Consider the following 25770-nt stretch of genomic DNA (forward strand, 5'->3'; position numbering starts at 1 on the left):
ACATGTAGAACTGGTATAAGAGCGTATCGGACCCTTTAGGTCACGGCCATGCATACCTGCAAGATGAAAACCCCATACGACTAGTCGTATGGGGTTTTGGTTGGCTCGCCTGTTTTTACATATGTATTACATATCCGTAATATAATCTAGTGATAATGTTAATGTTCTTAATCGAATTAATGGTTTAGGTTGTGCAGTTAGATTAGAAAATATAGTAAGATCAAACCAAAGTGATGCTTCGGTATTATCTACTTGATTTGTACTATACCATTCTTTAATGCTATTTGCCCAATCAGAAATCATTTGTTTGAGTGCTTTATCCGATCCATCACCTAGTACTTGTATTGCTTGTAATGGTTGCATAATTACTGGAAGAAAAATATCACTTAGCTTGCTGTTTGCCTGATAGCTATAATTAGCATTCATCAAAATACTAATAGTATCCTGGGAGTTTTCTGCTAATAACGTATCAAATAAAATGGTAAGCTGTTGTTCTAATGTTCCAACATTCGGGCTGGACGGATTGTTTATCGTTGCAATATTGAGTGGTTTGCTACTATCTATTGTTGGATGAAAAGCATTTGAAAACCCAATATTACCTGTCGTATATACAAAATCATCTGCAGATGGTTTACCGGGTACCAATTCTACATTACGCTTCAGGTTTGCAGTGGTATCAGCATCCTGTCTGTTTAAGATATTCATCGTAGGAATAAGTACTTCACGATTTGCTATAGATTGCCCAATAGAAGCTTCAAGGATTTTGCCTGTATCTTTAGAAGTATAATAATAACTATAACTGGCTCCATCCTGAGGATCAATAGAAATTGCATTGTAATCAGGTATATTCACAATTGGGATACCTATTCCTTCTGGTACTGCACCAAAAATATTAACTAATAATACTCCTGTATTGGTTTCTATTGTTGTAGAGTTTTCTTTGATATAAAAAGAATATGGATCTGCAGTATAGCCTTGTTTTAATAGCTCATTAAAGGTATTAAGAGCAAAGCCATTACTGGTTTCTGCAGCATCTGCCATTCTGGAAACCATTTTATTATAAGACGATAAGGCTACTGCTGCAGACTCGAACTGAGAAGCATCTGTAGTCGTAGCATCGATCTTGATCAATGTATCATTAAATACCTGATTGATGTTAGGGAAAACAGAAATAAACTCGGCCATCTGTGCAAATGCATCTTCAAAACTGCCAAGAGCTTTAGCCATATTCTCCTGAACATTAAATAGAATCTCAAAATCAACCTGATCCTGAGGATAATGGAAGGTTTGAGAATAGGTGATCTGGTAGTTCCAATTTAGGATGTCATCTACCGTATTTGTATTGGTAGTATAAGGATAAGAACCTTCTTGTTTAACCATTGCAGGTGCAGTAGGGAAGGACCTTAAGATCAAAGGAACTTTAAAATTACCTAATGAAGTTTCTAATGGATGGGTTTTGCTTTTTGAAATAAAACTTAACCATGAAGAAGCTTTATAATCCTCGATTCCCGGAACCGAACTAATTTGATGCTCGATAGCAAAGCCAGCATAGGTAATACCCAAATCTACATAGGATAATACTTCATTTTCGGTACCTCTAATAATATCTGGAGAAGAAAGCAGGAAGGGCAGCTTGGCGTCTTTACTTTCACTTAATGCCAATTTTGGTGAACTTAGACTAAAGGATGAGCTGAAGTTACCGCCATCAACGTTTTTCTGTACAGTATGACTTAGTGGAGGTGTAATAACGTTTCCAACTTCATCAAACAATGTATCTGTTATAGTTACTATAGTTTTGTCGATTACAGCATCGGCACTTAATTTTAAATGCACAATTCGATTATTCTCGCTAAGTAATGAAGCATTTAAAACATTTATGTCATCCGAAACGGTATAATTGCCTATTTTTTCTGCTTCTTCTTTACTCATAAAATTAGAGAAGAAAAGATACACTATAGTAGCTTCTTCCTGATCTAATTCTACTCCCATAAAGATAAAGTTCAGATTGATATTTCCGTATAGTTGAGGAGTATCTGTACCTTCGGGAATGGTATCTGCCTGTACCGTGGCAGCAAACTGAATTCCGGCACGAGTGGTATACGCATTACTAAGTTTAACTAATAATTGCTGTAAAAAGGTTTCCTGAATATTAGATGTATCTGCTGTCTGCCCTGCAAAAACGGGCACCATTGATAGCTTAAGGATTTCTGCCAGTCGTTTTTTATTGGCCAACATATCAGTAAGGAATGTTGTGCTTCCGAAATTATCAACTAATTGAATAGCAGCTGTAAATTCTGGAGTTAATACATCATCAATACTCGAAAAGATCTGTTTACCCCAAAGATCCATATCAATATTTTTAAAATCAGTATAGGTAGAAGGAGTAGAGAAATCTATCCCCGTCTTAGGGTTAAAATAATAGATAGGAATGTGATCTTTTGTCTCGAGCTTATTAGATATTGGTTTTGGCGCAAAAATCACCGGGTTACTGGTATCGTTGATTTCATATCCAATACTGGTAGTCGAATCAAGACCTAATCGAGTAGCCCATATTTCTGTACCCCCGACATTACTTAGATTCTCATCACGATCTACACCAGAAGTAACTTTAAGTTGATATACATCATTTTTAGATAAAGCAGTTTCGAAACCAGCAGCAAAGTCTTCTAAACCTGTTGTTTTTCCTGCTTCTGCTTTTGATAAAGGCGGAATACTGGTACTGGCAGACTTAATGCCTCCGGTAGTTTCAAAATCACCAGAAATAGAACCTCCGATACGCTCGATGGTAAAACTTAATTCTAACCTGAATATTTGATCGGTATTTACCTGTGCAGCATCTATGTCGAAAGATATGGTATGATCATTATCTGGTGTTGCAGTAGCAATTTCACCCAAACTACGATTGGCTAGGAATAGATAAATAGAAGCAATCCATTCTTGAACCAGGCTGTTCACATCATCTTTACTTAGTACAAAAGGATCAGAAGCTAATGTAGATTCTAATTGAAAAGCAATACCATTAGGATCTGTTAACTGATACCAAATCTGAGTATAGGTTTGTAGATCTCTTGTGGCTTGCTCTATTACTGTAGAGGTAGCCAGATCGGTATCATTATCAGCGCTAAATTTAGACCAACCGTTAAATACAAGAACATCGGTATCGCTAGGATTTGTTAAATCTGCTTTAACATTACTTACGGTAACTGTGATTTCTACATTTTCGGGAATGTTATCAACTGTAATGGTAACTGATTTTTTATCGGCATTAAGGACAATCGACTCGATATTGACATTTTGATCAATTGTATAATTAGTTTTGTCTATAGCACTGGTTTCATCTACAGTTACAGTATATTGACCCAGTATAGTAGTACTGCTTTTTGCTGTTGTAGAGATTAGTCCCTGATAATAACTAGGGTCAAAATTTAACCCCATATCCAGTTTAGCTTGTCCTTCTGCTCCGGTTACTAACCAGGAAGAACTGATTGAAGGCCACTGGTTAAGGCCAAGAATAGCATCTGTATATCCTGTTAATACAGGAGGTTCATTTAATGGTTCCTTACTGGTTGCAGATGGATCTGATAACTCGCTTATAATACTGTTACCATAAATATCCTGCCATGCAAAATTGACTTGCAGAATATCGCCTAATCCTAAATATGGACTGTCGTTTCCATCTGGCAGATCATTTTCTGAAGCGACTATCTCTTTACTAAAACGAGTATAAGGTATACTTACCTGATAGTCCCAGGTATCATCAGCTGTCAGTGTTTTTGGAACCTGGATTTTATCGGTACTCTCTGTATCTTCTGCGTCTGTTGTCGGACCAGAAGGTAAACCAATATTACTACTGTTAAAATAATCATTAGCTACCACCTGGTAGGTTAGTGAACTATAGACATTTTGTAAAAATAGTTCTCCAAAACCTGCTGTTTTTGGATTATCGGGAATAGGAGCCGGTATTGGTCGTATCGCATCTATAGAAGTAGTGCCTGCTGCAACGGTAGCTGTTCTGATTTTTGGACCACCGGCACTTGTAATGTTTTGACTATCTGCGAAAACCCCAACAACACCCTGATTGTAATTGGCTATAGAGGAAATATTCTCGCCATAAAAATCGGATAATGAAGTGAAGGTAGTGCCGCCAGGGCTGGTACCTATCGTGATCGTAAGTTGTGGTAAGAAAATAGAATCAAATAAGTTCAGCTGGTCTGGTAATTCGCTACCTGATTTCTGTTTATTGATTTCCTGTATGGCAGCAACAGTAGTCTCAAAACGAGTAGCAATTTCCTGAAGCGTATTACCACCAACTCCAACTTCATAAATGCCTTCATTGATATTTAGTTTAATTCCTGATCTAAGGGTCAACTCCTGATTATCGGTAGCTACATCTGCAATATTTCCGTAGTAAGCATAGGCCAGTTCACGTAGTGTTTGTGTATTGGAAGATGCTAATTTTATAATATTAGGATTTGATTGCGCAAAGAGTACAGAATTATCTTTATTAATAGCCTCTCCATTAGCAAAAACATTCATATACGAAGTTATTGTATTTTGAAGACTTTCTTCAGAAGGTTTGCTATACATTACAATAAATGATAATGTCGCCTCACCGTTATCATCAAAAATACGATCCGGAAGTCCTTGTTTACTATCTGCATTATAGTAGTATAAATAATAGCCTCCGTTTCTGGTGATGCTGGCTTGCCATAGTAAACGTAAGAAGTCTGTTTGCGTATTGAGGAGTAGCATTTTTTGATCTTCAGTAATTGCTGCACTTTTTAGCATGAGATCAAAAGCCATATCAGGTCTGGTTTCCGTAGAAAGGTTTACTTGGGCTAATCCCATAGTGAGTGCATTTTGTGCATCTGTCTGGATACCGTTTGGTGTACTTCCATTAGAATCAACTGCATAAGCAGGGATCAAACTGGCAATTAACGAATTATTATCCCCAATTTCGCTAACTATTTTTTCAAGAATATTAGCATTATTACTGTTTGCCCCAACCACTTCATACGTGGTTTGTGTGGATGGACTATCAGAAACTACAGGTACTTTCTTTATAGTAACTTCTACCAGAGATCCAAGCCCATAGTATGCAACATCATGATTGATCATTTTTTTAGATACCTCATCATATTGGCCTGTTAAAAACTCCATTCTTGGATTAACCGCTCGGGTGCTTAGATCCGGTAGTTGCAGTAACGTATCTGGTAATGGCCATAAACTTAATGCCGGCACACCAGTAGGAGTACCTCCATACGGTAGGTTAATAGAAGAAGCGGCATTCCAAACAATCTCTGATGTATATGGATAGCTAGCTTCACTATTCGTAAACAAATCATTAACGCCTAAGAAACTAAGACCTGTGTTTAGTTTGTTTTTGGTAGCATATTCAGCAACCTTATTTATACGAGTTGCATCATCACTATCGGGTTTAATAGTGATCACCATTTTAGAAGGATCACTACCATTAAACGCTAACCATTTTAGAGTGTCTGATTTTTTGCTAAAGGTAATTTCGAAATTATTACCTTCTGTAAGAGTGGGGATAGGAAACTGCTGACCATCTAGTGCATATAGTCCTGCAGATTCAAGATCCCCGTATGATAAAACACCTTTATTATCTTCTACCCACATACCTTTATAGTTTGGAGTAACTCCATCTACCGGAAGTTTAAGACCCGCCAGGTAATATCGAGAAGTCATACCAGATAAGTGTTGTATGCCCTGAGTAGCCTGAATTTCTTTAAGTAATTCTCCTACTTTAAACTGCTCTAGATTTGCCATATCCAATGTAGCAGAATCAAATAGATCTGGAATCTTATCGTTATTATGATCTTTATCGTCAGAATTAGCAAGATCTTCTGGAGTGACATTGAATTTGGAAGCAATACTTCTCAGGCTATCTCCTTCAATAGTAATATATGTAATTAAAGGAATACGCAATGTAGCAACAGGAAGTAATAAGTTCGCTATAGAAGCAATACCACCATCAGTAATCAAAATGTCGATGGTAATTTTGTTTCCGTCTGGCACAATAACATTGATAGCTTTAACTACTTGGGTTAGAGATTGAGAAGGTAAGGTGGTGTAATCATATGTATAATTGTTATAGGTAAAACTAATAGCAATACCTTCTTGTAAAATGTTTTGAGTTTCTTCGTTTAGCGTTGCGAGGCTATTTCCGTCAAAACTATTTCCATAAATAGCTTGATTAGCAACACTGTCAAAGGTGTCACCTTGTTGTACTGTGTATGTGCTATTGGGGATATACATGGTCTTACCAGAATTCAATGCTATTCCAGAATTATCATTAAAAAGTTCGGCAATAGTATACGCCATATCACCCGAGAGATCACCATTATCATTAATCCATTTTACAATACTGTCTGGACTATCTCCGCTATTGGTATAATATTTAAAATCTTTTAAAGAATCCTGCGCATTCTGAACCATTTGTTTGGCAATCAATAAGAAATAGTCACTAAATACAAAATTACCTACAGAAATATCTTCTCCTTCTGCAAAAGCTGCAAAAGTTGCAGGATCTTTCTCTTGCATCTGGATTGCTAATTGATCAAAGTATTTTCTAAGATCACTTATATATGTAGAAGAAATAGTATTATAACTTTCAAAATCATAGGTCACTCCTTTATAATCGGCACCATAATCTGGTGTCGATAATTCTAATGATAATGCCATTGGGAAAAATGTGGCGTTGACATCTGTTTCTTGCTGTGGTTGTTCTTGAATAAGCAAATTAAACTGATCTGTCATAAAAGAATCTATAGCCTCTGTTGGGATTGGACTAGGGTTGGAAGGATCACTAAAATAAGCTAATAATTGTGTTAATTGTGAGCTGGTAACAGGAGTATTATCTACTTGTTCACTAGTGATAGGTCCATTCTGAAGTGCAGCGACTGTCCACCTGAAAATTTCTTTACTTAGTAATTCAAAAGAAGAATCTGCGGTGTCTTTAAAAGCTTTTTGATATCCATCTACACGATCTTCTTGTGGTGGTGTCATCGATTCTAAGAAGAGCATAGAGATATAACATGCTTGTTGCTCGCTTAATTGAGTAGCTTTATCACCGGCCATAGTAAGTCCTAGTCCCAAATATCCTGTTAGCGGCACAACTGCTGCTGCTTTTTCCAGGTTAGACCAATTTGGTGTTACCTGAGTCAATGCTACTGTAAGTGGGTTATGTAAAGCGATACGAAGTTGTTTTGCGTTTTGTAATTCGTTCTGCGCATACGCTTTTAAAGCAATACCAGAAGTGGCAGTTTGCCAAGGCGGATTGCTTGCTATTGCTTTGATCGTAATGCTTTGACTGATGCTTGCAGAGAAACTGAAGTGCATTTTTATCTTGAATAACCCCAGATTTATACTTACACTTAGTGAAACACTTACCGAAGCTGATAACTGAATTACAATAGGCTCGTAAGGAGAGAAGGTTAATTGAGCCAGTAACCTGATATCAATATTAAGATCAGCCTTAATAATGGCAAAATCAATAGTACCATATAGTTTTCCGATAACACCTACTGTACCTCTAAACCAGAAATAATATGCTTCTGCTACCTGGGCATCATTAGATGAAGAGGTAGTCGTTAATTGATACGGATTAAACTTGGCCAGAACCCCTTCTAAAATCGCTACTGCAGTAAGGCTAAATCCTGCTTTTAAAATACCAGCATCAAAATCATAACCAAATCCAAACTGTATACCGAAACCAAATACCAAAACAGGGTTAAAGGTACCATTAGTAGCATCAGGTACTTTATTGGTTGTAGCACTACTAAGTTTACCAAAATAAACTCCGGCAGAACCCATAACAGGGATCGGGATACCTATCGGTGTCCAAATCAGGGTTTGGAAGGTAAATGATCGGGAAAAATCTTCTTTCCACGGGAACCCTATATCTACTTGAAAATCACCATTGGTGAACAATTCTATACCAAAAATTGGTAATGTAAGGTTAACCTGGCCTAATTGTATTTTTCGCATTACTGTGGGTAAAGCGATTTCTGCTTTATACAGCCCTATGGTATCACTGATCTTTTTGTATAAAATCTGAAAATCCAAACCTTTAAAAATACGAGCGGGTTCTCCTTCGAGAGCCAGGCGTAGCGCATATAAATTAGGATCATTAAAAACGATCTGCATGGTGATAAAGTAACCACTGCTACTAGCTTCAGATCCATTTGCCAATGCCACTGCCGATGTAGATTTTTTATCTTCCTCAAGCTTAAGTACTCCAAAATCCATTCCTACCAGCCAGTTACTGTTAGCATCAAAATTGATACCGGGAATTTCTCCTGGCTCAGTTGACGGAAGATCTTCTCTCATAATTTTTATAGCTTCCTGTACTTTTTCGACACTTTGAAAACCAGGAATCGTAACATGTTGCCCTAATGCCAGTAAACGTAAATCCAAATATTTGTTTCCTTGTCCCGAAGGAGAAGGCGTGGTTTCTGGTTTGGCAGCATCCCACTCTAAAGGATCATTAGACTTCTTGCCTTCTCGCGGCCAGAAACTCCCTTCTAAAGCTACCATTACACCATTATCTTCTGGCTTAGGTTGATTTGATTTATATGTAACATTGATATACTTTATTTCGGCAAACCCTAGTTGAATCTTGCCTATCCCCAGTCTGAATCCAACCTGTTTTGATGTGAAATCATATTTTAAACTCAGGTTGTTAAGTGGTATCTTATCGAGAAGATTCCAGGGAGCAGCTAATCCAAACTGAGTTCCTGTTGCCCAGGACACCATTTTTTCTACCATACTACCGATAGTTGTAGACTCGGTAAAGCTTAATTCTGCGATATAATGAGGTTTTGCTGCGGTGCCAGTGTTTGTTACTTCACCTTTTAAGAATTCCCAGATAATCCCAAAGGACTTTACACCAGGATCGAAATCATAAAATGCCTGAAAATTGATACCCAACCAGGTAACATCAGCATTAATATTACCGTAGTATCCTACTTGTGTTTCTTCATCTTTTTTACCATACGCTACCATAGCGTTACCTTCTACACTAAGATCAAGGAAATTAATCTCCCAGGGTTTAGCGGTTTTACCGCTAAACTCCCAATATTTGGTTTTTGATTGGATTTTAAAACCAAGGCCATCAATAGCATAATCAAATCCATCATTAGGCTTCCAGGCTGGTGCAATATAGAAAGTAAGTAACTGGCCAATTTCTAGAGCCCCAGAAGTCTGTATTCCTGTAAATGTCCAACCATTTCCAGTAGCATAGGAAGATTGTAGCGATAGCCCAATTTTCATACTTTCGGGTAACACTACAAATTCACCTCCGATACTAACTTCATTATTACCTGTGTTGTGAATTATATTAACTGTTAGTTTATTAATCGTAAAAAGAGGTCCTATAACTAATGGTTTATCAGCTTCAAGAATGGTATTTAACTGATAGTATTTTTCATTTGGTTTTAGGTCAAAGTCCAATAAGGTCACGGCGGTTTCTAAATCCAATGGTCCAGCTCCAAATAATTTCAGTAGGTCACTAAGCTGGATTACACCATCACTTAGACCTCCGTGGACTTTAAAATCGGGATAGGTACCTAAAACACTAACCGTTCCTTCGCCTATTGTAAAATCACCGGTTACCGTAAATTCAATTTTTCTGTTCGCTACGTCCTGTACATTATAGATCTGTACATCTACGCTAGGATTAATTTGGAAAGGAGGGTTTGCAGACAATTCCCACGGTGTATCCGTACTCATTGCATATGACATATAATCAAATGCATGAGTTTGATTGTTATAGTTTAGTTGAATGTCTTTTAAACCAAAACCTGCGATTCCATTCAAAGGAGGTTGAAGTACTTGAACCAGATTAATACCTCCGGCCATCTGGAAAAAACTGGATACACTAAGAGGACTGCTAAAACCACCAGTAATAAGCCAGGTGTTCTCTTCTTCAGGGTATTTAATCATTGTTTCCAGTAGTATAGGATCATTATTGGCATCTTTTCCAGATCCAATAATATTCCCCTTCAAACCTCCTTCTACCGCACTTCCGGCTTCGTTAATTTTTAAACTGAAACCAGGTTTTTCGAAACCTATCCAAGGGATTCCGTCGATATTCCAACTTTGATCTATTTCCGTTTCAATCTCTGTCACAACCGATTCTTCGGGACTGGTAAAATTTAATGTAATATTAAAATCAGGACCAAAGGCAGTTGTTGTTCCTTTGGATAAGGTAACCTGTGTTACCGTATCCCCGTCTTTTTCTTTTGTAATATCATCTTTGGCTACGGTAATAAAAAACAAATTACCTGTTACGAGTTTGAAAAAAGATGATAAATATGTGTCTGGTAATGCATTTAGGATATTTACACCACCATTATTATAATTATTGATAAGTTTATTATATACACCTTCTAATGTAAGTGCCTCTTCTTCTAAAACCATTAGATCAGTATCAGAACTGGTTTTGGTACGAGCTTTTGAAGATGCTAATAAAGTAACAATAGGTAAGACTAATTTTACTCCTACCAGACCAAGCATTAATTTATCATGAATATCTTGTTGATAATAGACTCCTAAATTCGTGAAATAGGTATGTACATCATTAGATTCTGCATATGAATTAACCATAAATGTTCCCGAAACAGCTAATGCATTGTAGTATTCTTCGGGTTTACCTGGGTTTGTTTTTTTTAGATAGGTATTAAAAGTTTGATTTCTGATGTTTAATGAAGCAGTTTTTGCTGCTTCTGCAACGGGTGAATAATTTACAGCAGATAAGGTCGAAGGATAATTAGCCCTGTCTTCTTCTCCTGTTTTTGGAATTTGTAGAAAGGGTCGTCCCAAACTAATTGGTAAACTGGATGATCCTTGACCTTCAAAAACTCCGGGTAATCCCGAATTGGCATAGTAATAATTATAAACTTCCTGAGGGACTGGTCCGAGAGTGATAGCCACGATTTCTTTATTTCCTGCCCCGGTAAGTGTACTGGTTAGGTCATCAATTTTTACATAGCTCCCATTTTTGTAACCTTCTACTAATGATAATGTATATCCTCCATCCATTAATGGTTTTACTTGTTGTCCCAGTTTAAGAATAAAATTATCTAAACTTAATTGAGCATAAGCCCCAAACATATCATTATCGATGTAAACTTCTTGGATTTTTGCTTTTAATTTTGGTAAGGTTACTTTCTTGTTCTTGAGATCATCCGCAAATGCCGAGGCATAATCGAAAGGCATTTCCTGATATTTTTCTTGTATTTTGGCAATATCACTAAGTATAAAAAGCGTGATGGGTGTATTGCTACTCATTTGTGCGGTAAAAGCAGAAAGGATTAAGTTTAAAGTCATTTCTGCAGGACTAGAAAACTGATGCAAACCATATATTGGCCAAAGTCGAAGTTCTTTTTTAGTAGTATGGGCATTATAAATCGACTCGGCATTTATAGATCTTATTTTTAAATCGGGATTATAGGTTTGATTTTTGGCATACCATGTCCATAAGGTTTCTGGAACGGTTGTTAAGGAATCAACAGGGAATTTGAACGCTAATTCTGCAAATGAAGCTGATTCTTTTGTTAAGTCATATGGATCTTTATCTTTACGTTCTATTTGATTAGGTGCTTTTTCCCATAAATAGGGTTGTAGTCTTAAAAAATAGGTGACATTAAAAAGATCTGCATAATTTACTTCACTGTTATCGGCTCCGCCAGTAAATCCAAAATCGATTTGCTCCAGATTTAGCTTTGTGTCTTTATATTCTAAAAAAGTAATGGTGGCTTTACCGTAGGTTATACTAGTTGTCAATATATCTTTTGGAATAAGATCGGTAAGTAATATAGCCAATTTGTCTGGAGTATCTGCTCCAGAATAGATCATTAGAATATTTTTAGAATAGTCTGTAGCATCAACTATTCTTTTCATAATATTTACTGTAGTGGCCTGATGCCCAAAATTTGGAGTACCGTCTACATAAAATCGTAGCTCATCCTTACTTTTTATAAGTGTAAGCATGTCCTTTATTGATGCGCTGGTAGTAGACTCACTAGCTTCCTGCCCCTGCATTAATTTGGTTAAAAGATCATTGAAGTCGCCCATCTTAAAATATTTTTATGATTTGTGTAATTCTTTACAGAATTATGATATGTTGATTATAAATGTCGTGTCTACACTATTCTACTAGTGTTGCTGTTTTCTTATTACTTTTTAGACTTTTTATAGTGCTGGGATCATCTTTATTATACATGGCATACCAGCCTAATCCAGATGATTTTCCTCCAGAATTAGGATTGCCAAATAGGTAAAACAAAGAAGAGCCATTAGGCGGAATTTTAAGTAAGCCTAAAAATTTCAAAGCGATTTGGGTAAACATAAGAAGGAATGATTTCTGACTCTCGTCAAATGCCAATCGAAGCTGTCCTATAGAGAGTTTGAGTACAGATTGTAAACTAATCAATTTTGCTCCTCCTCCTGTACCGGGTAGAGAAATGCCAATATTGGCATTGTAATTATCTCCTGTGCTATCGGGTGTCCAGCTTAATAGCAGAAAAGAGTCTAAACTTACCTTGCCTGCCAATTCCCCGGGAGTCCCCATATTTAGTTTAAAATCCAAACCATACCAGGTAGAGTTATCAACCCCAGACAATCTAACATCGGAGATTACAGTTAAGAATCCTTTGTCCTGAGGGCTTTTTTCACTGTTTCCGATAATTAAACCCTTTAGGTCCAGTGCAAAATTGATAAACAAACTTTCGCTTCTGGCTGTACTGGTGGTGATATCAAAGGTGATTTCTCCTGCATCAAAATTCAGAGATTTATTTTGTTGTGGATTTGCAATTTCATAAACCATAGAAATCCCCAGATTGCTGAAATTAAGACCACTTCTTGGAGTGAGATTGTCATTATCAGGACTTCCAAAAGAGAAAATGTCAAAATTGGTTATATTCTCTGAATCACTTGTATTCTCAATAATTTTATAATCAATGAATCCCTGCATACTAAACCAGGACTCATCATATCCTTCTTTAGGGGAGTCTCGTGTAGTTAATAGTACATTAGTGATCTCTATTTTATTATAGATATTGCTATCAAACAGGAAGATGTTATCTTCAACACTACCCATGCTATATACTGCATTGCCATTATTAATCTGAAAACTACCTTTGAGTAAAATATTTTTGAAAATATTTTTGGGATTTCCCATACTTAATACTTCACTATCAAAAAGTTTATTGATGGTTAGTTGAGAATAACTTTCGAAGTTTTTTACTGCAGTATTTTCGAATAAAACTTTTAACGATAGTAGCCTAAAGTCATAAGTATCTGCAGTAGTCGGTGAGATGGTTTCTGGCGGATTGAGTGTATCATCAAAGTCTGGGTCTACATAATAAATCAAACCAAACATAGTACTGGGTTGATCAACAACGGCTCCTGTATTTTTGGTATCTCCTTTTTTCACAGGGCTTATTTCTACTGCAAAATGATGTGCATTAAATGCTTCGGGATTAGTAATCCCAGCCATGATGCCCTGGAGATTCGTTGGTATTTCTTTAATATCCATTCGCAATACCAGAATACCCGTCCAGTTTTCATCGGTAGCGATTTCATTAAATTTAGAGAAATATTCGTTGTCAGACTGTTCATATGTTTCTTTGAAATAAGATTGTAGCCATTGTGATAGTATGATCAATTGATCGGTATCTGGTTCTTGTTGAATCCCTTCAGAATTAATGGTAGATGGAGAACCAAATTGATCCCGTTGCGTCCATTTTTTTGGATTAGCAACAAGGCTTTCTTTAGCACTTATTTCTGAGTCAGGATTAGGGTCGTATAATTTACCTTTACGCCCTTTAATGATCATGATGTTTTTATAGTTGTTGTATTCACTTCCTTGTCCTACATTGGCTTGTAATTGCCAACTATCAATACTCATGATGTTATTAAATGTAGCCGTTAGAGGGTCTTCTTCACCTAATGCTCCTAAGTATTTTGAATTTGCAGTGACTAGAAAGAGGTCACTGGTTTGTAGTGCCTCGACCAGTTCGTTTTCAGGATTTAAAAATTCTAGTTTATACTTTTCGTTATGATCTGTATTTTGGCCTAGGAAAACTTCGTTCCATAGGGTTTGCCCTCCGCTTTGTGTTGTAGTGGCCAAAAGCCCTGACGGAGTGGTAGAAGTAATGGGAGTTACTCCGTTTTTATTTACCATTTGTTTTGCAGATAGTAATGATGTATTAGTGCTTGCTTTTCCGATGTTACCTCTACGAGTTTGACTGATGATTTGACTTTCAAATGTTTCTGTATCTGATTCAGAAAAAGAAGTGACTCCATTTCCTACGGTTAATCCCAGGTATGGAACTATCGGAAATAAGGTTGTGTTATCTGCGGTATATGTAAACCCCAAATTATTATGAACAAATAAATCCTGGTATTTATATGAGGAATTACCTTCTCCAAAAAGAGCCGAACCTTTTGGTTGAGATACATAGGTAACCGTATTACCAGAAGTGTTTAGTATAGTTGCCCAGGAAGTTTCTTTTGTATGAGTTAATAAAGGTGCGGTTGGTGACTCTGGCGCTTTTACAGATGAAGCTGCTTCAAAAGGAAATTTAGGTGCCAATGCTGCATTTTTAGAAATAAAACGAATGGTGTCTCCTTTTTGACTCAGAGTGAAAAATTCTGTACCCTGTAGGCCGCACATCATATAATATTCACCAGTGGTTGTTTCTTTTTGAAATTCAATTTCAAAATCTCCTTCGGGAGTAAAATGAAATTGTTCGGTATTACTATTATCGTTAATAGTACCTGTAGAAATTACCAGACGAGCGTTATATATATTGTTAGCTTCTTGTTTAGGTAACAGTGCTATTTCATTTCCGTAATTGGAAGTGAAATAAGAGTATAAAGTAGTATCTCTTTGATCGCTGTTTTTGCCGGTAAAGTTAAAATAAGTCCTTCTTGAGTTGTATGCAGTATTGATATTACATACAGAAGAATCATCATTAGGGCAGGGGTCAAAGGTTTCATTAGTAACATCTGATGGATCAATAACAACACTAAAACCAAGATAATCTCCTGCAGGAGTACTTTGAGCCAGTGGTAACCATTCTGATAGTGAGTCTTCATCTCCTTCTTCTTCTGGGAATAAGTATTGAAACCCCCATTTTAGATCATTTAAAAGAGAAAGTCTATTGATAAAAAAATTAGAAAAGCGTATACAACCACGTAACTCTCCCGAGAAATCGATGTATCCTATTTTGGTAGGGATAGTTTTTGGAGACGAAGTTCCTGAAAAATTAATGACCAGATTACCTGGGTTACCATTAAGAGTAATTACACTGGAGGCATCATCTAAGATGAGATCCATTCCATTTTGTATCGTAAGGTTTAAACTTGGGGTAAGAGGTGCTTGTAATCCTGTATTTAAACTAGAACCGTCTGCACTAAGTCCCATGAGTGATGTGTTAGATTTGTCGATTTCATTGATGTCAATCTGTTCAAGCCATATCATCGCTCTATTGGCAGAACTAGAGGAAATTAACTCGTTTATGTTTTTTACAAAAATTTGAGCATCTGCATCATTTTCAATAGAAGGTGCCTGTGCAGAAAACACAAAATTTCCATTATAATATGTATTACTCAGAGCATCTTTTAGGTAAATAGTGCCATCGGGAGGATCAATACCTTCTGGAGTAACAAAAGCAATAAAACCACGATCACCTGTTGCATTTTCAGCGATGTATAACTGATTGATAAACTTCTTAGAGAAAACTGTCATGTCTAACTAATTAAGATGGATAAAAGCAATAAGCCTTTCCTTGTTTTAAGAGAATATAAGAGCACTACTAGTTTGTTTTTAGACAAAAAAGCATTGATGATGATCGGGGTAATGTTTCTGAAATTCAGGTGAGTAAAGGCCTATACATGCATAGACCTTTACTTCTCTGAATACACAAATTAATGCTTACTCCTGATCATAGTGTAAAGGAGATAATGATTGACCTGAACTATTAATTAGTAAACGTATAGGCAGCAGCCATAGTTTCTTGATTACTATTTGCTGTTGCGCTATATCCGCTCATGAAAATAGCGATAGTATAGGTAAGACCTCTACCGATACTTATATTATTAAAGGCTCCACCATTATTACTCGTGATCTGAACTGCAGATAACGGACGAGCGTAGTATGAAGGAGCTCCTGCTTGCCAGATAGCTGCCCAGGCACCATTTCCTTTAAGATCGATCTGATTTGGGAAATTCTCCAAACCAAAAGATACACTAGTTGTACCAGGTTTTACGTTAACGATTGTTCCTTCAAAATTGTTAGATGGACTTGGTTGTCCAGCTGCAGGAATAAATGAAGAAGAACAAATGTTTCCATATGTCTGTGCAGGTTCGTTTAATGTTGGGCCAACAGCATACCCAACAATGTAACTATTGTTATTAAGATCTAGACCATCAAAGTTTAAAGTTCCTGCCTGGGTGTTACTTGGGATTACTTTTCTTTCAAGTGGCGGAGTGCCAAAAGGGATCTCGTTACTGTTCTGCCATAATACTACTTGGTTCCCAAAAGTATTAGGTTGATTCCCCGAAAGAGTATCGTAAGCAATGTCAAGAGAATTGGCCGTAATGGTGGTAATCTCAATTTTTGTAGTTAATACCGTTGTTGATTTTCCTTGTTTTTCTAATGTTGCAGTACTCATAATTGTTTAGATTTAAATGTTAATTTTAGGTTTTAAAAATGTATCTATTTATCCGATGCCGGATCACTTGTGTTAAAATTTAATATGGCTGCAGCAGTGGTATTATCTGCCCCCATGAAATATATTAAGGTATATTCTGTATCTCTACCTAGTGATAGGTTGTTTAGCGCTACAATCCCTTGATTAGAGTAACTATCTATTTTTGTTTTAATAAGAGCATCAGGAGGTAGGTTATATGGCGAAGCGTAGCCTTTCCATAATCCAACCCAATTCCCATTTTTTTTGGGCAGGTAGCCAGAAAGAGTTTGATAGAAAACTGATAATGAAGTTTGCCCTAAATTTTCAATTCCAATATGTACATTAGAGAGCGGTGCCTTGATACCTCCTGCACCTAGAATTGCGCTGGCACAAATATTTCCTGTTCCAGAACCTACTCCATATCCCACCACATAGCTGTTATACGTAATAGTAAGATCATCTATAGTAACGGTACCACTTTGGGTATTAACTCCTATTTCTATCATCTTTAAAGGCGCTACTGTCCAGGGAATAACAGATGATTCCCAAATAGCTATAAAATTTTTGTATGTTGATGGTTGATTAGCAGGAAGTCCCGAAAAGGCTACAGTAATTGATTCTCCGGTAAAACTAGTAATTTCAATCTTACAAGTATTGAGTTTTGCCGTTTCAATTGCTACAGCAAGAGGTTGAAATTCTTTCAAAGCAATAGTATTAATATTAGAGGTATTAAATTTCACTACAGGACAGGATGCTAAAACGCATGATGACTGATTCGAGAAATATAAAAAGAGTATAATCATACTTAATGATATAACTCTCTTAGTAGTAAATCCGTAAAACCCCGGTTTAAAGAAATAGTTGAAATTTATTAGCATTGCTATTTACTTTTCGATTTGTGTGTGTAAGTTGGTATATTGAGTATGAATGTACTCTTGTACTAAGATACCTTTAAACTAAAACATTTCCTATAGGTATAAACCCGTGTTTTTTAGGAGTTTACACTGATGTTTTTGGGGATTAAAGTAAGGGTTTAACCATAAAAAAGAAGAGAAAACAGGATGGTTATTGCTTAAAATCAGAAGGTTTGCAACTACTCTAGATAAGAGACAGTACTTTTCCTAAAAGTGAAATAATCATGACAGAAATTAACGAACTGTCATCAAAAACTAAATATTTATAAACTAAAAAAAGATAAGTTGAAAAAAGCTAAAAAAAGAGTTTAATTATATAGTATTGAAATACACTGAAAATCGAAAGTTATATATTCATTCTTAAATTTAAGACTCATAAATCACAAAACAGGTGTTAGATGAGATCTGGTATTTGAATTTTGTTCTTTTAAGTAGAATCCGAACTTAAAACCTACCTCTTCTACATATACATAACTTTGTGTAGAAACATCATAGCTAATAGGAGCATTTAATTCTTTCATGAGATCTATAATACGGTAGAGTTTTGTTTTTGAAATCCCCAGACGAGATGCTAATTGTTCTGGTGACCCTGTGGCTTGTAAACGAGTGAGTTGATCTATTCGTTCTATAGTTTTAATGTGTTTAATAATAATACCCATAACTAAGTTTTTCTTTTATGATTACTGTTTTTAATACACTTCGATTTTGATCTATGACAAATTTTTAACTTTTCTTAGAATTCAAAATTTTCAACTTCTATAGAGTGGTAGTATAGGGGGTAATTCAATTTTATAGTACTTAATACAGGTGAAAATGCTTTTTTGTTCATTTTTTTGTATATTTGATTATGGTTAATACAAATATAGTTCAAAATATTGAACCAAACAAGCTTTGGGTTTAGTATTTTGGTTTTATTGATGTGTATTAATATGTTTTTAAACTATAAAGTTTATAATGTTAACTTTTTAAGCATGGATTTACAAAAGATTAAGGAAATAGCAGACGAAAAAGGCAAGTTAATCAAGGATTTGATTGAAGAGACGGGAATTAAGAAAGGAACTCTTTTCAATTATATGAAAGGAAAAACGGCTATTACTTTAGAAGCTTTTCTAAAAATATCAGACGTTTTAAAAGTTCCGCCTTTAGAATTATTGGCTGTAGTTCAAAATATTAAACTTAACAATGATGCAGCCGAAATGATTCATGATATGGAATCTACTAGAGATACAGAACAGATCAAATCGAATTCTATTAATGTTATGATGATTCCTTTGGTAAACCAATATGCATATGCGGGATATTTAAGCGGTTTTGAAAATGAAGGTTACGTAGGAGAATTACCAAAAATGCCATATTTAGCAGATAGACAATATAAAGGTAATTATGTGTTTTTTGAAGTAAAAGGAGATTCGATGGATAACGGTAGTTATGAAAGTTATCTAGAAGGTGACCTTATCCTTTGCAGAGATGTTAGACAGGATTTTTGGAGTAGTAAATTACATATTAATAAATGGGATTTTGTAATCGTGCATAAAGAAGAGGGTATTCTTTTAAAAAGAATTATAGAGCATGATGTTGAAAAAAGAATGTTAACCCTCCATTCTTTAAATGAATACTATGATGATATCGAAGTGCATCTAAAAGATGTTGCTAAGATTTTTAATGTTGTAGACGTAAGAAGGCATAAGAATAGACGATAATCATAAGTTTGTTTTAAAAATTCTTTTAAATACAAAATGTTGGTACTGTTACAATTTCCTCATTTCTTAATAGCCTTCATTTTTGTTAGAATTAAAAATATAAAATCGATTCAATTAACACCCAGAACTCTTTGGTTGCAAGGGTATAATTTTCAAATATAGATTTTAGTTCTAATACATGTTTTTCCTTATCAATCATTTCTTTTTATAGTAATTTTTTCAAAAAGAGTAGCTCATTTCTTAAAACTAGAAACAGAGGTTAAATTAAGTTAATCTTTTTAACGTTAGGTTTACGATTTGTCATTATTATAGTAATGATTAAATAATGTTTCTATTTTACTAATATTAAAATTTATGTACAATTTTGACCAGTAAATTTAGTATTAGTAAAATTTAAACTTAACAAATGAAAAGTTCATTAACACTTTTTTCAGTATTATTTTACTTTTTTTCTACGGTAGTCAGCGGTCAGGAATCTAGTATTAAGGGAATAATTACAGACGGTCAAACCCCGCTTCCCGGAGCAAATGTTATGCTTCAGGAAATTCAAAAGGGGGTAGTAACAGATTTTGATGGTAATTTTGAAATCATCGGAATTCAGGAAGGGCAATATAGTATTGCTATTTCTTATCTTGGTTTTGAGGATAAGGTGATTTCAATTACTATACATCCAGGGGAAATTAAAAATTTAGGAAGCATTGAACTTGTTGCTTCAGCAGAAGCTTTGGATGAAGTTGTAGTCACAGCTTTGGGTATAGAGAAAGAAAAAAAACGATTAGGTTATGCGGTACAAGAAGTGCAGGGAGATCAACTTACAACTGCAAGAGAAACTAATGTTACTAATTCATTAGCAGGTCGTGCAGCCGGAGTTCAAATAACAGGAGGAGGATCAGGTGTAGGGTCAACTTCGTTAATTACAATACGTGGAGAAGGTTCTCTTATCCCGGGTAATAACTCTCCTTTGTTTGTAGTAGATGGTATCCCGATAAGTAACCGTACTGTTAGTAATCGGGCCGAAGGAAACCTTGAAACTGATTATGGTAATGGAGCACAGGATATTAATCCAGATGATGTTAAGTCTATTTCTATTCTTAAAGGACCTAATGCAACTGCTCTTTATGGATCTCGAGGATTAAACGGGGTGGTTTTAATTACTACTAAGTCTGCCGAAAGAACAAAAGGACTTGGGATTAGTTTTACGCAAAATGTAACCTTTGAAAATGCATTAAGAATACCAAAATATCAAAATCAATACGGCCAGGGTGCCGGAGGAGAATTTGCATTTCTTGATGGATTTGGAGGCGGTATAAATGATAATATTGATGAGAGTTGGGGACCACGCCTAAATGGCCAATTGATTGCTCAGCATGATAGTCCAACAACAAGTGGTTTTAGAGCAGGAGATTTTGCAGTAAGACCAAGAAATCCTGATGGTACTTTTGCAGATGATATTATCCTAACACCATGGAAATCTAATCCTGATAATATTGAAGACTTTTTTAAAACAGGATCGACAATAACAACAAACCTGGCTTTAACAGGAGGAAATGAGTTTGGGAATCTAAGACTTTCCTTAACAAATTTGGAAAGTGAGGGCATTCTGCCAAATACAGATTATGACAGAAGAACGTATGCGCTAAATGGTTCTTATAATTTAACAAAATGGTTAAAAGTTTCTTCATCTGTAAACTACGTCAATAGCAAAAGTAATAATCGACCAAACAACTCTTACGGTACAGAGAATATCATGTATTTATGGGTTTGGTTTGGACGCCAGATTAATATGAATTCACTTCGCAATTACTGGCAACCTGGCCTCGAAGGGAGACAGCAGTTTAACTACAATTACAATTGGCATGATAATCCATTTTTTACATTGAATGAAAACACAAATGGATTTGATAAAAACCGTGTTTTTGGAAATGCAAGGGTAGATGTAAATATCACACCTGATCTATCCCTTATGCTACGTACAGGTGTTGACTATTTTAGTGAGCTACGTGCCAGTAGACGAGCCTATAGTACACAGCGATTTGCAAAAGGACAATATCGAGAAGATGATATTTACTTCAAAGAGCAAAACACCGATTTTCTCCTGCAATATAATAAAGCGCTAAATGAAGATTTTACAATGGGATTATCCGTAGGAGGTAATACCAGAGAAGAAGAAAATAGATATAAACGAATTAGTGCAAACTCATTATCAGTCCCTGGAATTTACAATTTCGAAAATTCGGCAGAACCATTGTCAAAAACACAATTTAATGATAAGCGTAAAATCAATTCATTATACGCATTTGCCAATTTTTCATATAAAAACTTTCTCTTTCTAGATATTACAGGAAGAAATGATTGGTCGAGTACATTACCTAAGGGTAATAACTCATATTTCTATCCATCTGTTGGTCTTAGTGCTATAGTATCTGATATGGTAGAATTACCAGAGCTATTCTCTTTTGTAAAACTTCGTGGTGGCTGGGCTGTTGTTGGTAATGACACCGATCCTTATGCACTTAGAAACACATTCTCGTTTAATGAGCCCTTTGGTAATTTTCAACGTGTAAATGCGTCAGATATATTGCGCAATGAAAACTTGAAACCAGAAGAAGCTTCATCAACCGAAGTTGGAGCAGATATCCGTTTTTTTAATAACCGTTTAGGTTTTGATGTTACATATTATAAATCTACAGTAAAGAATCAAATCCTGACTTTACCTGTGTCTAATACTTCTGGATTTGAATCAAGGATTATTAATGCAGGTGAAATCGAAAATACTGGTTTTGAAGTCGTATTAAACGCCAAACCTATAAAAAGCAAAAGTGGATTTACATGGGAAACCAATGTTAACTTTACCAGTGCACGTGGCGAAGTAAAATCCTTGATCGATAATTTAGATACGTATGAGATATCCTCTAATTATGTTAATGTACTAGCTCAGGTTGGAGGTAGAATGGGAGATATTTATGGTACAGGTCTGGTAACAGTAGATGATCCTAATAGTCAATTTTTTGGCCAGGTTGTACATAATGAAGATGGCTTTTCTGTACGAGATCCAAACTTAAAAAAATTAGGAAATTACAATCCGGATTTTACTGTAGGTTGGCAGAATACATTTAGTTATAAAGGGTTTAATTTTGGTTTCTTATTTGATTGGAGACAAGGCGGGGAAATCATGTCTAGAACAACCCTGATCGGTGGTACTTCGGGAATGATGGATTTTACAGCTGTTGGAAGAGAAACAGGAATCGTCTCACAAGGTGTTATCCAAAATGCAGATGGAAGCTATAGACCAAATGATGTAGTGCTTTCTGGACGAGATTATTATTGGTGGCGTTATAATCGTGGAAACGAAGAAATAGGAATATTTGATGCCTCTTTTCTAAAACTACGAGAAGTGCGTTTGGGATATAACTTCCCTCAAAAAATTCTTGAAAAGACTATCATCAAGAGCCTGTCATTATCATTGGTAGGTAGAAATCTAGCATTATGGACAGAAAACCCTCATTTTGATCCAGAGACCATTTCTTTCAATGGAGGTACTATTGTGCCAGGAGTTGAAGATATGGCATTGCCAAGCTCAAGAAGCTATGGAATTAATCTAAATGTAACTTTCTAAAGTAAAAAAGATGAAAAAATATATAATATTAGGAATAACGATATTGATATCAGTGCTATCATGTACTAATGATTTTGAAGAAACGAATGCTAATCCCAATCAACCTGAAGAAGTAAGTTCAGATTTGTTATTATCTACAGTTATCTCTACTGTTGCTAATAGAGCAGCACAATCTGGATGGGATAGAGGAAATATTGTAGGTCAGTTAACAGCAAAGATCAATTTTACAGGTTTTGACCGTTATGAATGGGGCTCAGAATCTGGACTATGGAATGAATATTACGGGATTCTTCCAGAAATTGACCTTATTTTAAAAACTTCATTGCAAGAAGAAACCAAAAACACAAGTTACGAAGGAATGGCGTTAATCCTTAGATCTTATGTCTTTTCTATTCTAACAGATAATTGGGGAAGTATTCCTTTTTCGGAAGCGATAGATGGTCAAGACGGAAACTTCACTCCCAAGTATGATAATCAACAAGATATTTATACTGCAATTCTTCTGGATTTAAAAAATGCAGAACAACAATTGGCAATCGGACAGCCTATTCTTGGCGGTGATGTTTTGTATGGAGGCGACCTTGAAAAATGGAGGAAACTGGCAAACTCTTTAAGACTTCGTTATCTTTTAAGAATTTCGAACAAAGTAGATGTTTCTTCAGAGATGAAAGAGATAGTAGATACCGGTATTTTTATAACAACCAATGCAGATAATGCAGCGGTATCATACCCAGCAACGACACAAATAGATTCATGGCCTATAAGCACAGGTCGAATCGGTGGGTTTGATGAACACCGACTTAGTGAAACCAGTGAGAACATTTTAAAACAATTTAACGACCAACGTCTATCAAAGTGGTTTCAGCCCACAGATAACCCTGATGATGATCCAGGTCTTTTTGTAGGATTAACTAATGGATTGAGCGAAGATAATGCATCAACTTTTAATGGGGGTGCAAGTAATGTATCAAGAATAAATCAATCATTTTTTTATGATTCTCCAAATAGTGTAAAAGCAGCAATCATACAAGCAGCCGAAGTACATTTCATACTTGCAGAGGCTGCACAACGAGGCTGGGTTACGGCCGATGCCAAAACATTATATGAAGATGGTGTGAGATTATCTTTTGAGTACTGGAATGTTAATCAGGATGTTACTGCTTATCTTGCACAAACTGGCGTAACATATGATGATAAGTTAGAAACAATAATAACTCAGAAATGGTTAGCATCATTTTTGGTTGGTCTTGAAGCCTGGTATGATTTTAGAAGAACAGGATTACCTTCTGTAGTTGTTCCGGGACCAGATAATGTAAACGGTGATCGCGTACCTGTACGTTTCTTATATCCTGATAGCGAGCAAACACTTAATAATGAAAATTATGAGCAGGCAATTTCCCAGATGGGAGGCAACGATATCAATATAAAAGGCTGGTGGGAGAACTAGTGATCACTAGATTTTAATTAGGTGATATTGTAATTTAGACTAACATTTAAGAAAATAACGAATGAAAAAAAATATAATCTTTATAGTCGTTTTTGCTATGCATTTGTTTGCAGTTAATGGTAATGCGCAAAAAGAAAATTCGCCAAAAGTAATTTTAATCACTTTGGATGGATTACGTTGGCAAGAACTTTATACTGGTGCTGATTCACTATTAGTAACAAATAAGACGTATGTAAATGATACGACGAAGCTAAAAACAGATTTTTGGAGATCAGAAGCAAAAGACCGAAGAGAGGCCCTAATGCCATTTTTTTGGAAGAATATTGCTTCCATGGGACAACTACATGGAAATAGAAATGCAGGAAGTAAAGTCAATCTAACGAATATGATGTGGTTTTCATATCCGGGATACAATGAGATCCTAACTGGGGTTGCCGATGATAAGAATATCAACAGCAATAAAAAGATAAACAACCCAAATAAAACGGTATTGGAAATAACAAATAATCTACCAAATTATAAAGGAAAAGTAGCAGCTTTTGGAAGTTGGGATGTATTTCCGTATATCGTAAACGAAGATCGTTCAGGAGTTCCTGTTAATGCAGGTTTTGAGACCGCCAAAGGGAACAATCTGAGTCAACGAGAAGTGTTTTTAAACCAGTTACAGGATCAGACTCCAAGCCCTTGGAGTACGGTTCGTTTAGATGCTTTTACTCATCACTATACGCTAGAATATATGAAGAAAAACCATCCTGATTTAGTCTATATCGCATATGGTGAAACAGATGATTTTGCTCATGACGGTGACTATGAAGCTTATCTAAAAGCGGCTCATAACACAGATGGTATGATCAAAGAATTATGGGAGTTTACCCAACAGGATTCATATTATAAAGACAATACCGTCTTTATTATCTCTACAGATCATGGTAGAGGAACAGAGCCTCTGGACACCTGGAAAAGCCACGGAACAAAGATAAAAAATGCAGGACAAGTATGGATTGTTGCTTTCGGAAAAGGAATAACTGCTTTGGGAGAAGTAAAAAATACCGAACAATTGTACAGTAACCAAATAGCTGCAACAGTTGCAGCGGTTATGGGAAATGAATACCCTGTTGAAAATGCGGGGAAACCGATCGAGAGTATAGTGAAATCAAAAAAATAACCATATATCGGTTTAATCAAAAAAGGGGTATTGCATAAACTCTAACTCTTATTCTTGAATATCTAAGTGAACTCTCAAAAAATGCTTTGATAATTATTTACTCATTTATAAGAAGTAGATAAGGAGCATTTTGCGAGAAGTTTCACTTGGGTTTTAAGGAATACTCAGAATTTTTCTTTCAAAAAATGACCATTACGTATCATTCTT

The 25770-nt window shown here is 35.7% G+C and carries 9 protein-coding genes; 4 read left to right on the top strand and 5 right to left on the bottom strand.

Translation table 11 applies throughout. The features are described from left to right. Nucleotides 1-126: 126 nt before the first annotated feature. From DG435_RS24505 to DG435_RS24525, 5 genes are all read right to left on the bottom strand, one after another. Nucleotides 127-12099 (bottom strand): LysM peptidoglycan-binding domain-containing protein, encoded by an 11973-nt coding sequence (locus DG435_RS24505; protein ID WP_106792744.1) that lies wholly within the window; start codon nucleotides 12097-12099, stop codon nucleotides 127-129. A gap of 73 nt (nucleotides 12100-12172) precedes the next feature. Beyond that, nucleotides 12173-15778, bottom strand: a complete 3606-nt coding sequence (locus tag DG435_RS24510) for a hypothetical protein (RefSeq protein WP_106792745.1) — start codon at nucleotides 15776-15778, stop codon at nucleotides 12173-12175. Between the two features lie 232 nt (nucleotides 15779-16010). Then, a complete protein-coding gene (locus tag DG435_RS24515) occupies nucleotides 16011-16703 on the bottom strand; it encodes a hypothetical protein (RefSeq protein WP_106792746.1) in 693 nt (230 codons plus the stop codon). Nucleotides 16704-16747: 44 nt separating this feature from the next. Next, nucleotides 16748-17524 (bottom strand): hypothetical protein, encoded by a 777-nt coding sequence (locus DG435_RS24520; RefSeq protein ID WP_159025585.1) that lies wholly within the window; start codon nucleotides 17522-17524, stop codon nucleotides 16748-16750. A 491-nt stretch (nucleotides 17525-18015) separates the two neighbouring features. Further along, the gene (locus tag DG435_RS24525) at nucleotides 18016-18294 is read right to left on the bottom strand and encodes a hypothetical protein (protein ID WP_106792748.1); all 279 of its coding nucleotides are present in this window, start codon (nucleotides 18292-18294) and stop codon (nucleotides 18016-18018) included. Between the two features lie 312 nt (nucleotides 18295-18606). Between DG435_RS24525 and DG435_RS24530 the strand changes: the two genes are divergently transcribed. From DG435_RS24530 to DG435_RS24545, 4 genes are all read left to right on the top strand, one after another. Next, entirely contained in the window at nucleotides 18607-19335 is a 729-nt protein-coding gene (locus tag DG435_RS24530; protein WP_159025586.1) for a S24 family peptidase, read from the top strand. A gap of 406 nt (nucleotides 19336-19741) precedes the next feature. Continuing rightward, nucleotides 19742-22951 (top strand): SusC/RagA family TonB-linked outer membrane protein, encoded by a 3210-nt coding sequence (locus tag DG435_RS24535; protein ID WP_106792750.1) that lies wholly within the window; start codon nucleotides 19742-19744, stop codon nucleotides 22949-22951. 10 nt (nucleotides 22952-22961) lie between these two features. Beyond that, nucleotides 22962-24398, top strand: coding sequence for a SusD/RagB family nutrient-binding outer membrane lipoprotein (locus tag DG435_RS24540; protein ID WP_106792751.1), 1437 nt, complete (start codon nucleotides 22962-22964; stop codon nucleotides 24396-24398). Between the two features lie 61 nt (nucleotides 24399-24459). Beyond that, nucleotides 24460-25563 carry an alkaline phosphatase family protein gene (locus DG435_RS24545; RefSeq protein ID WP_106792752.1) on the top strand — a complete coding sequence of 368 codons (1104 nt, stop codon included), beginning with the start codon at nucleotides 24460-24462 and terminating at the stop codon, nucleotides 25561-25563. The last annotated feature ends 207 nt before the right edge of the window (nucleotides 25564-25770 follow it).

Source organism: Aquimarina sp. Aq78 (assembly GCF_900299525.1).
In the GTDB taxonomy this organism is placed as follows: domain Bacteria; phylum Bacteroidota; class Bacteroidia; order Flavobacteriales; family Flavobacteriaceae; genus Aquimarina.

What these genes read in the sequence shown, in the direction of transcription:
- DG435_RS24505 (WP_106792744.1), bottom strand. Translation starts at nt 12,099, where the DNA reads ATGGGCGACTTCAATGATCTTTTAACCAAATTAATGCAGGGGCAGGAA.
- DG435_RS24525 (WP_106792748.1), bottom strand. Translation starts at nt 18,294, where the DNA reads ATGGGTATTATTATTAAACACATTAAAACTATAGAACGAATAGATCAA.
- DG435_RS24540 (WP_106792751.1), top strand. Translation starts at nt 22,962, where the DNA reads ATGAAAAAATATATAATATTAGGAATAACGATATTGATATCAGTGCTA.
- DG435_RS24520 (WP_159025585.1), bottom strand. Translation starts at nt 17,524, where the DNA reads ATGATTATACTCTTTTTATATTTCTCGAATCAGTCATCATGCGTTTTA.
- DG435_RS24535 (WP_106792750.1), top strand. Translation starts at nt 19,742, where the DNA reads ATGAAAAGTTCATTAACACTTTTTTCAGTATTATTTTACTTTTTTTCT.
- DG435_RS24510 (WP_106792745.1), bottom strand. Translation starts at nt 15,778, where the DNA reads ATGACAGTTTTCTCTAAGAAGTTTATCAATCAGTTATACATCGCTGAA.
- DG435_RS24515 (WP_106792746.1), bottom strand. Translation starts at nt 16,703, where the DNA reads ATGAGTACTGCAACATTAGAAAAACAAGGAAAATCAACAACGGTATTA.
- DG435_RS24545 (WP_106792752.1), top strand. Translation starts at nt 24,460, where the DNA reads ATGAAAAAAAATATAATCTTTATAGTCGTTTTTGCTATGCATTTGTTT.
- DG435_RS24530 (WP_159025586.1), top strand. Translation starts at nt 18,607, where the DNA reads ATGGATTTACAAAAGATTAAGGAAATAGCAGACGAAAAAGGCAAGTTA.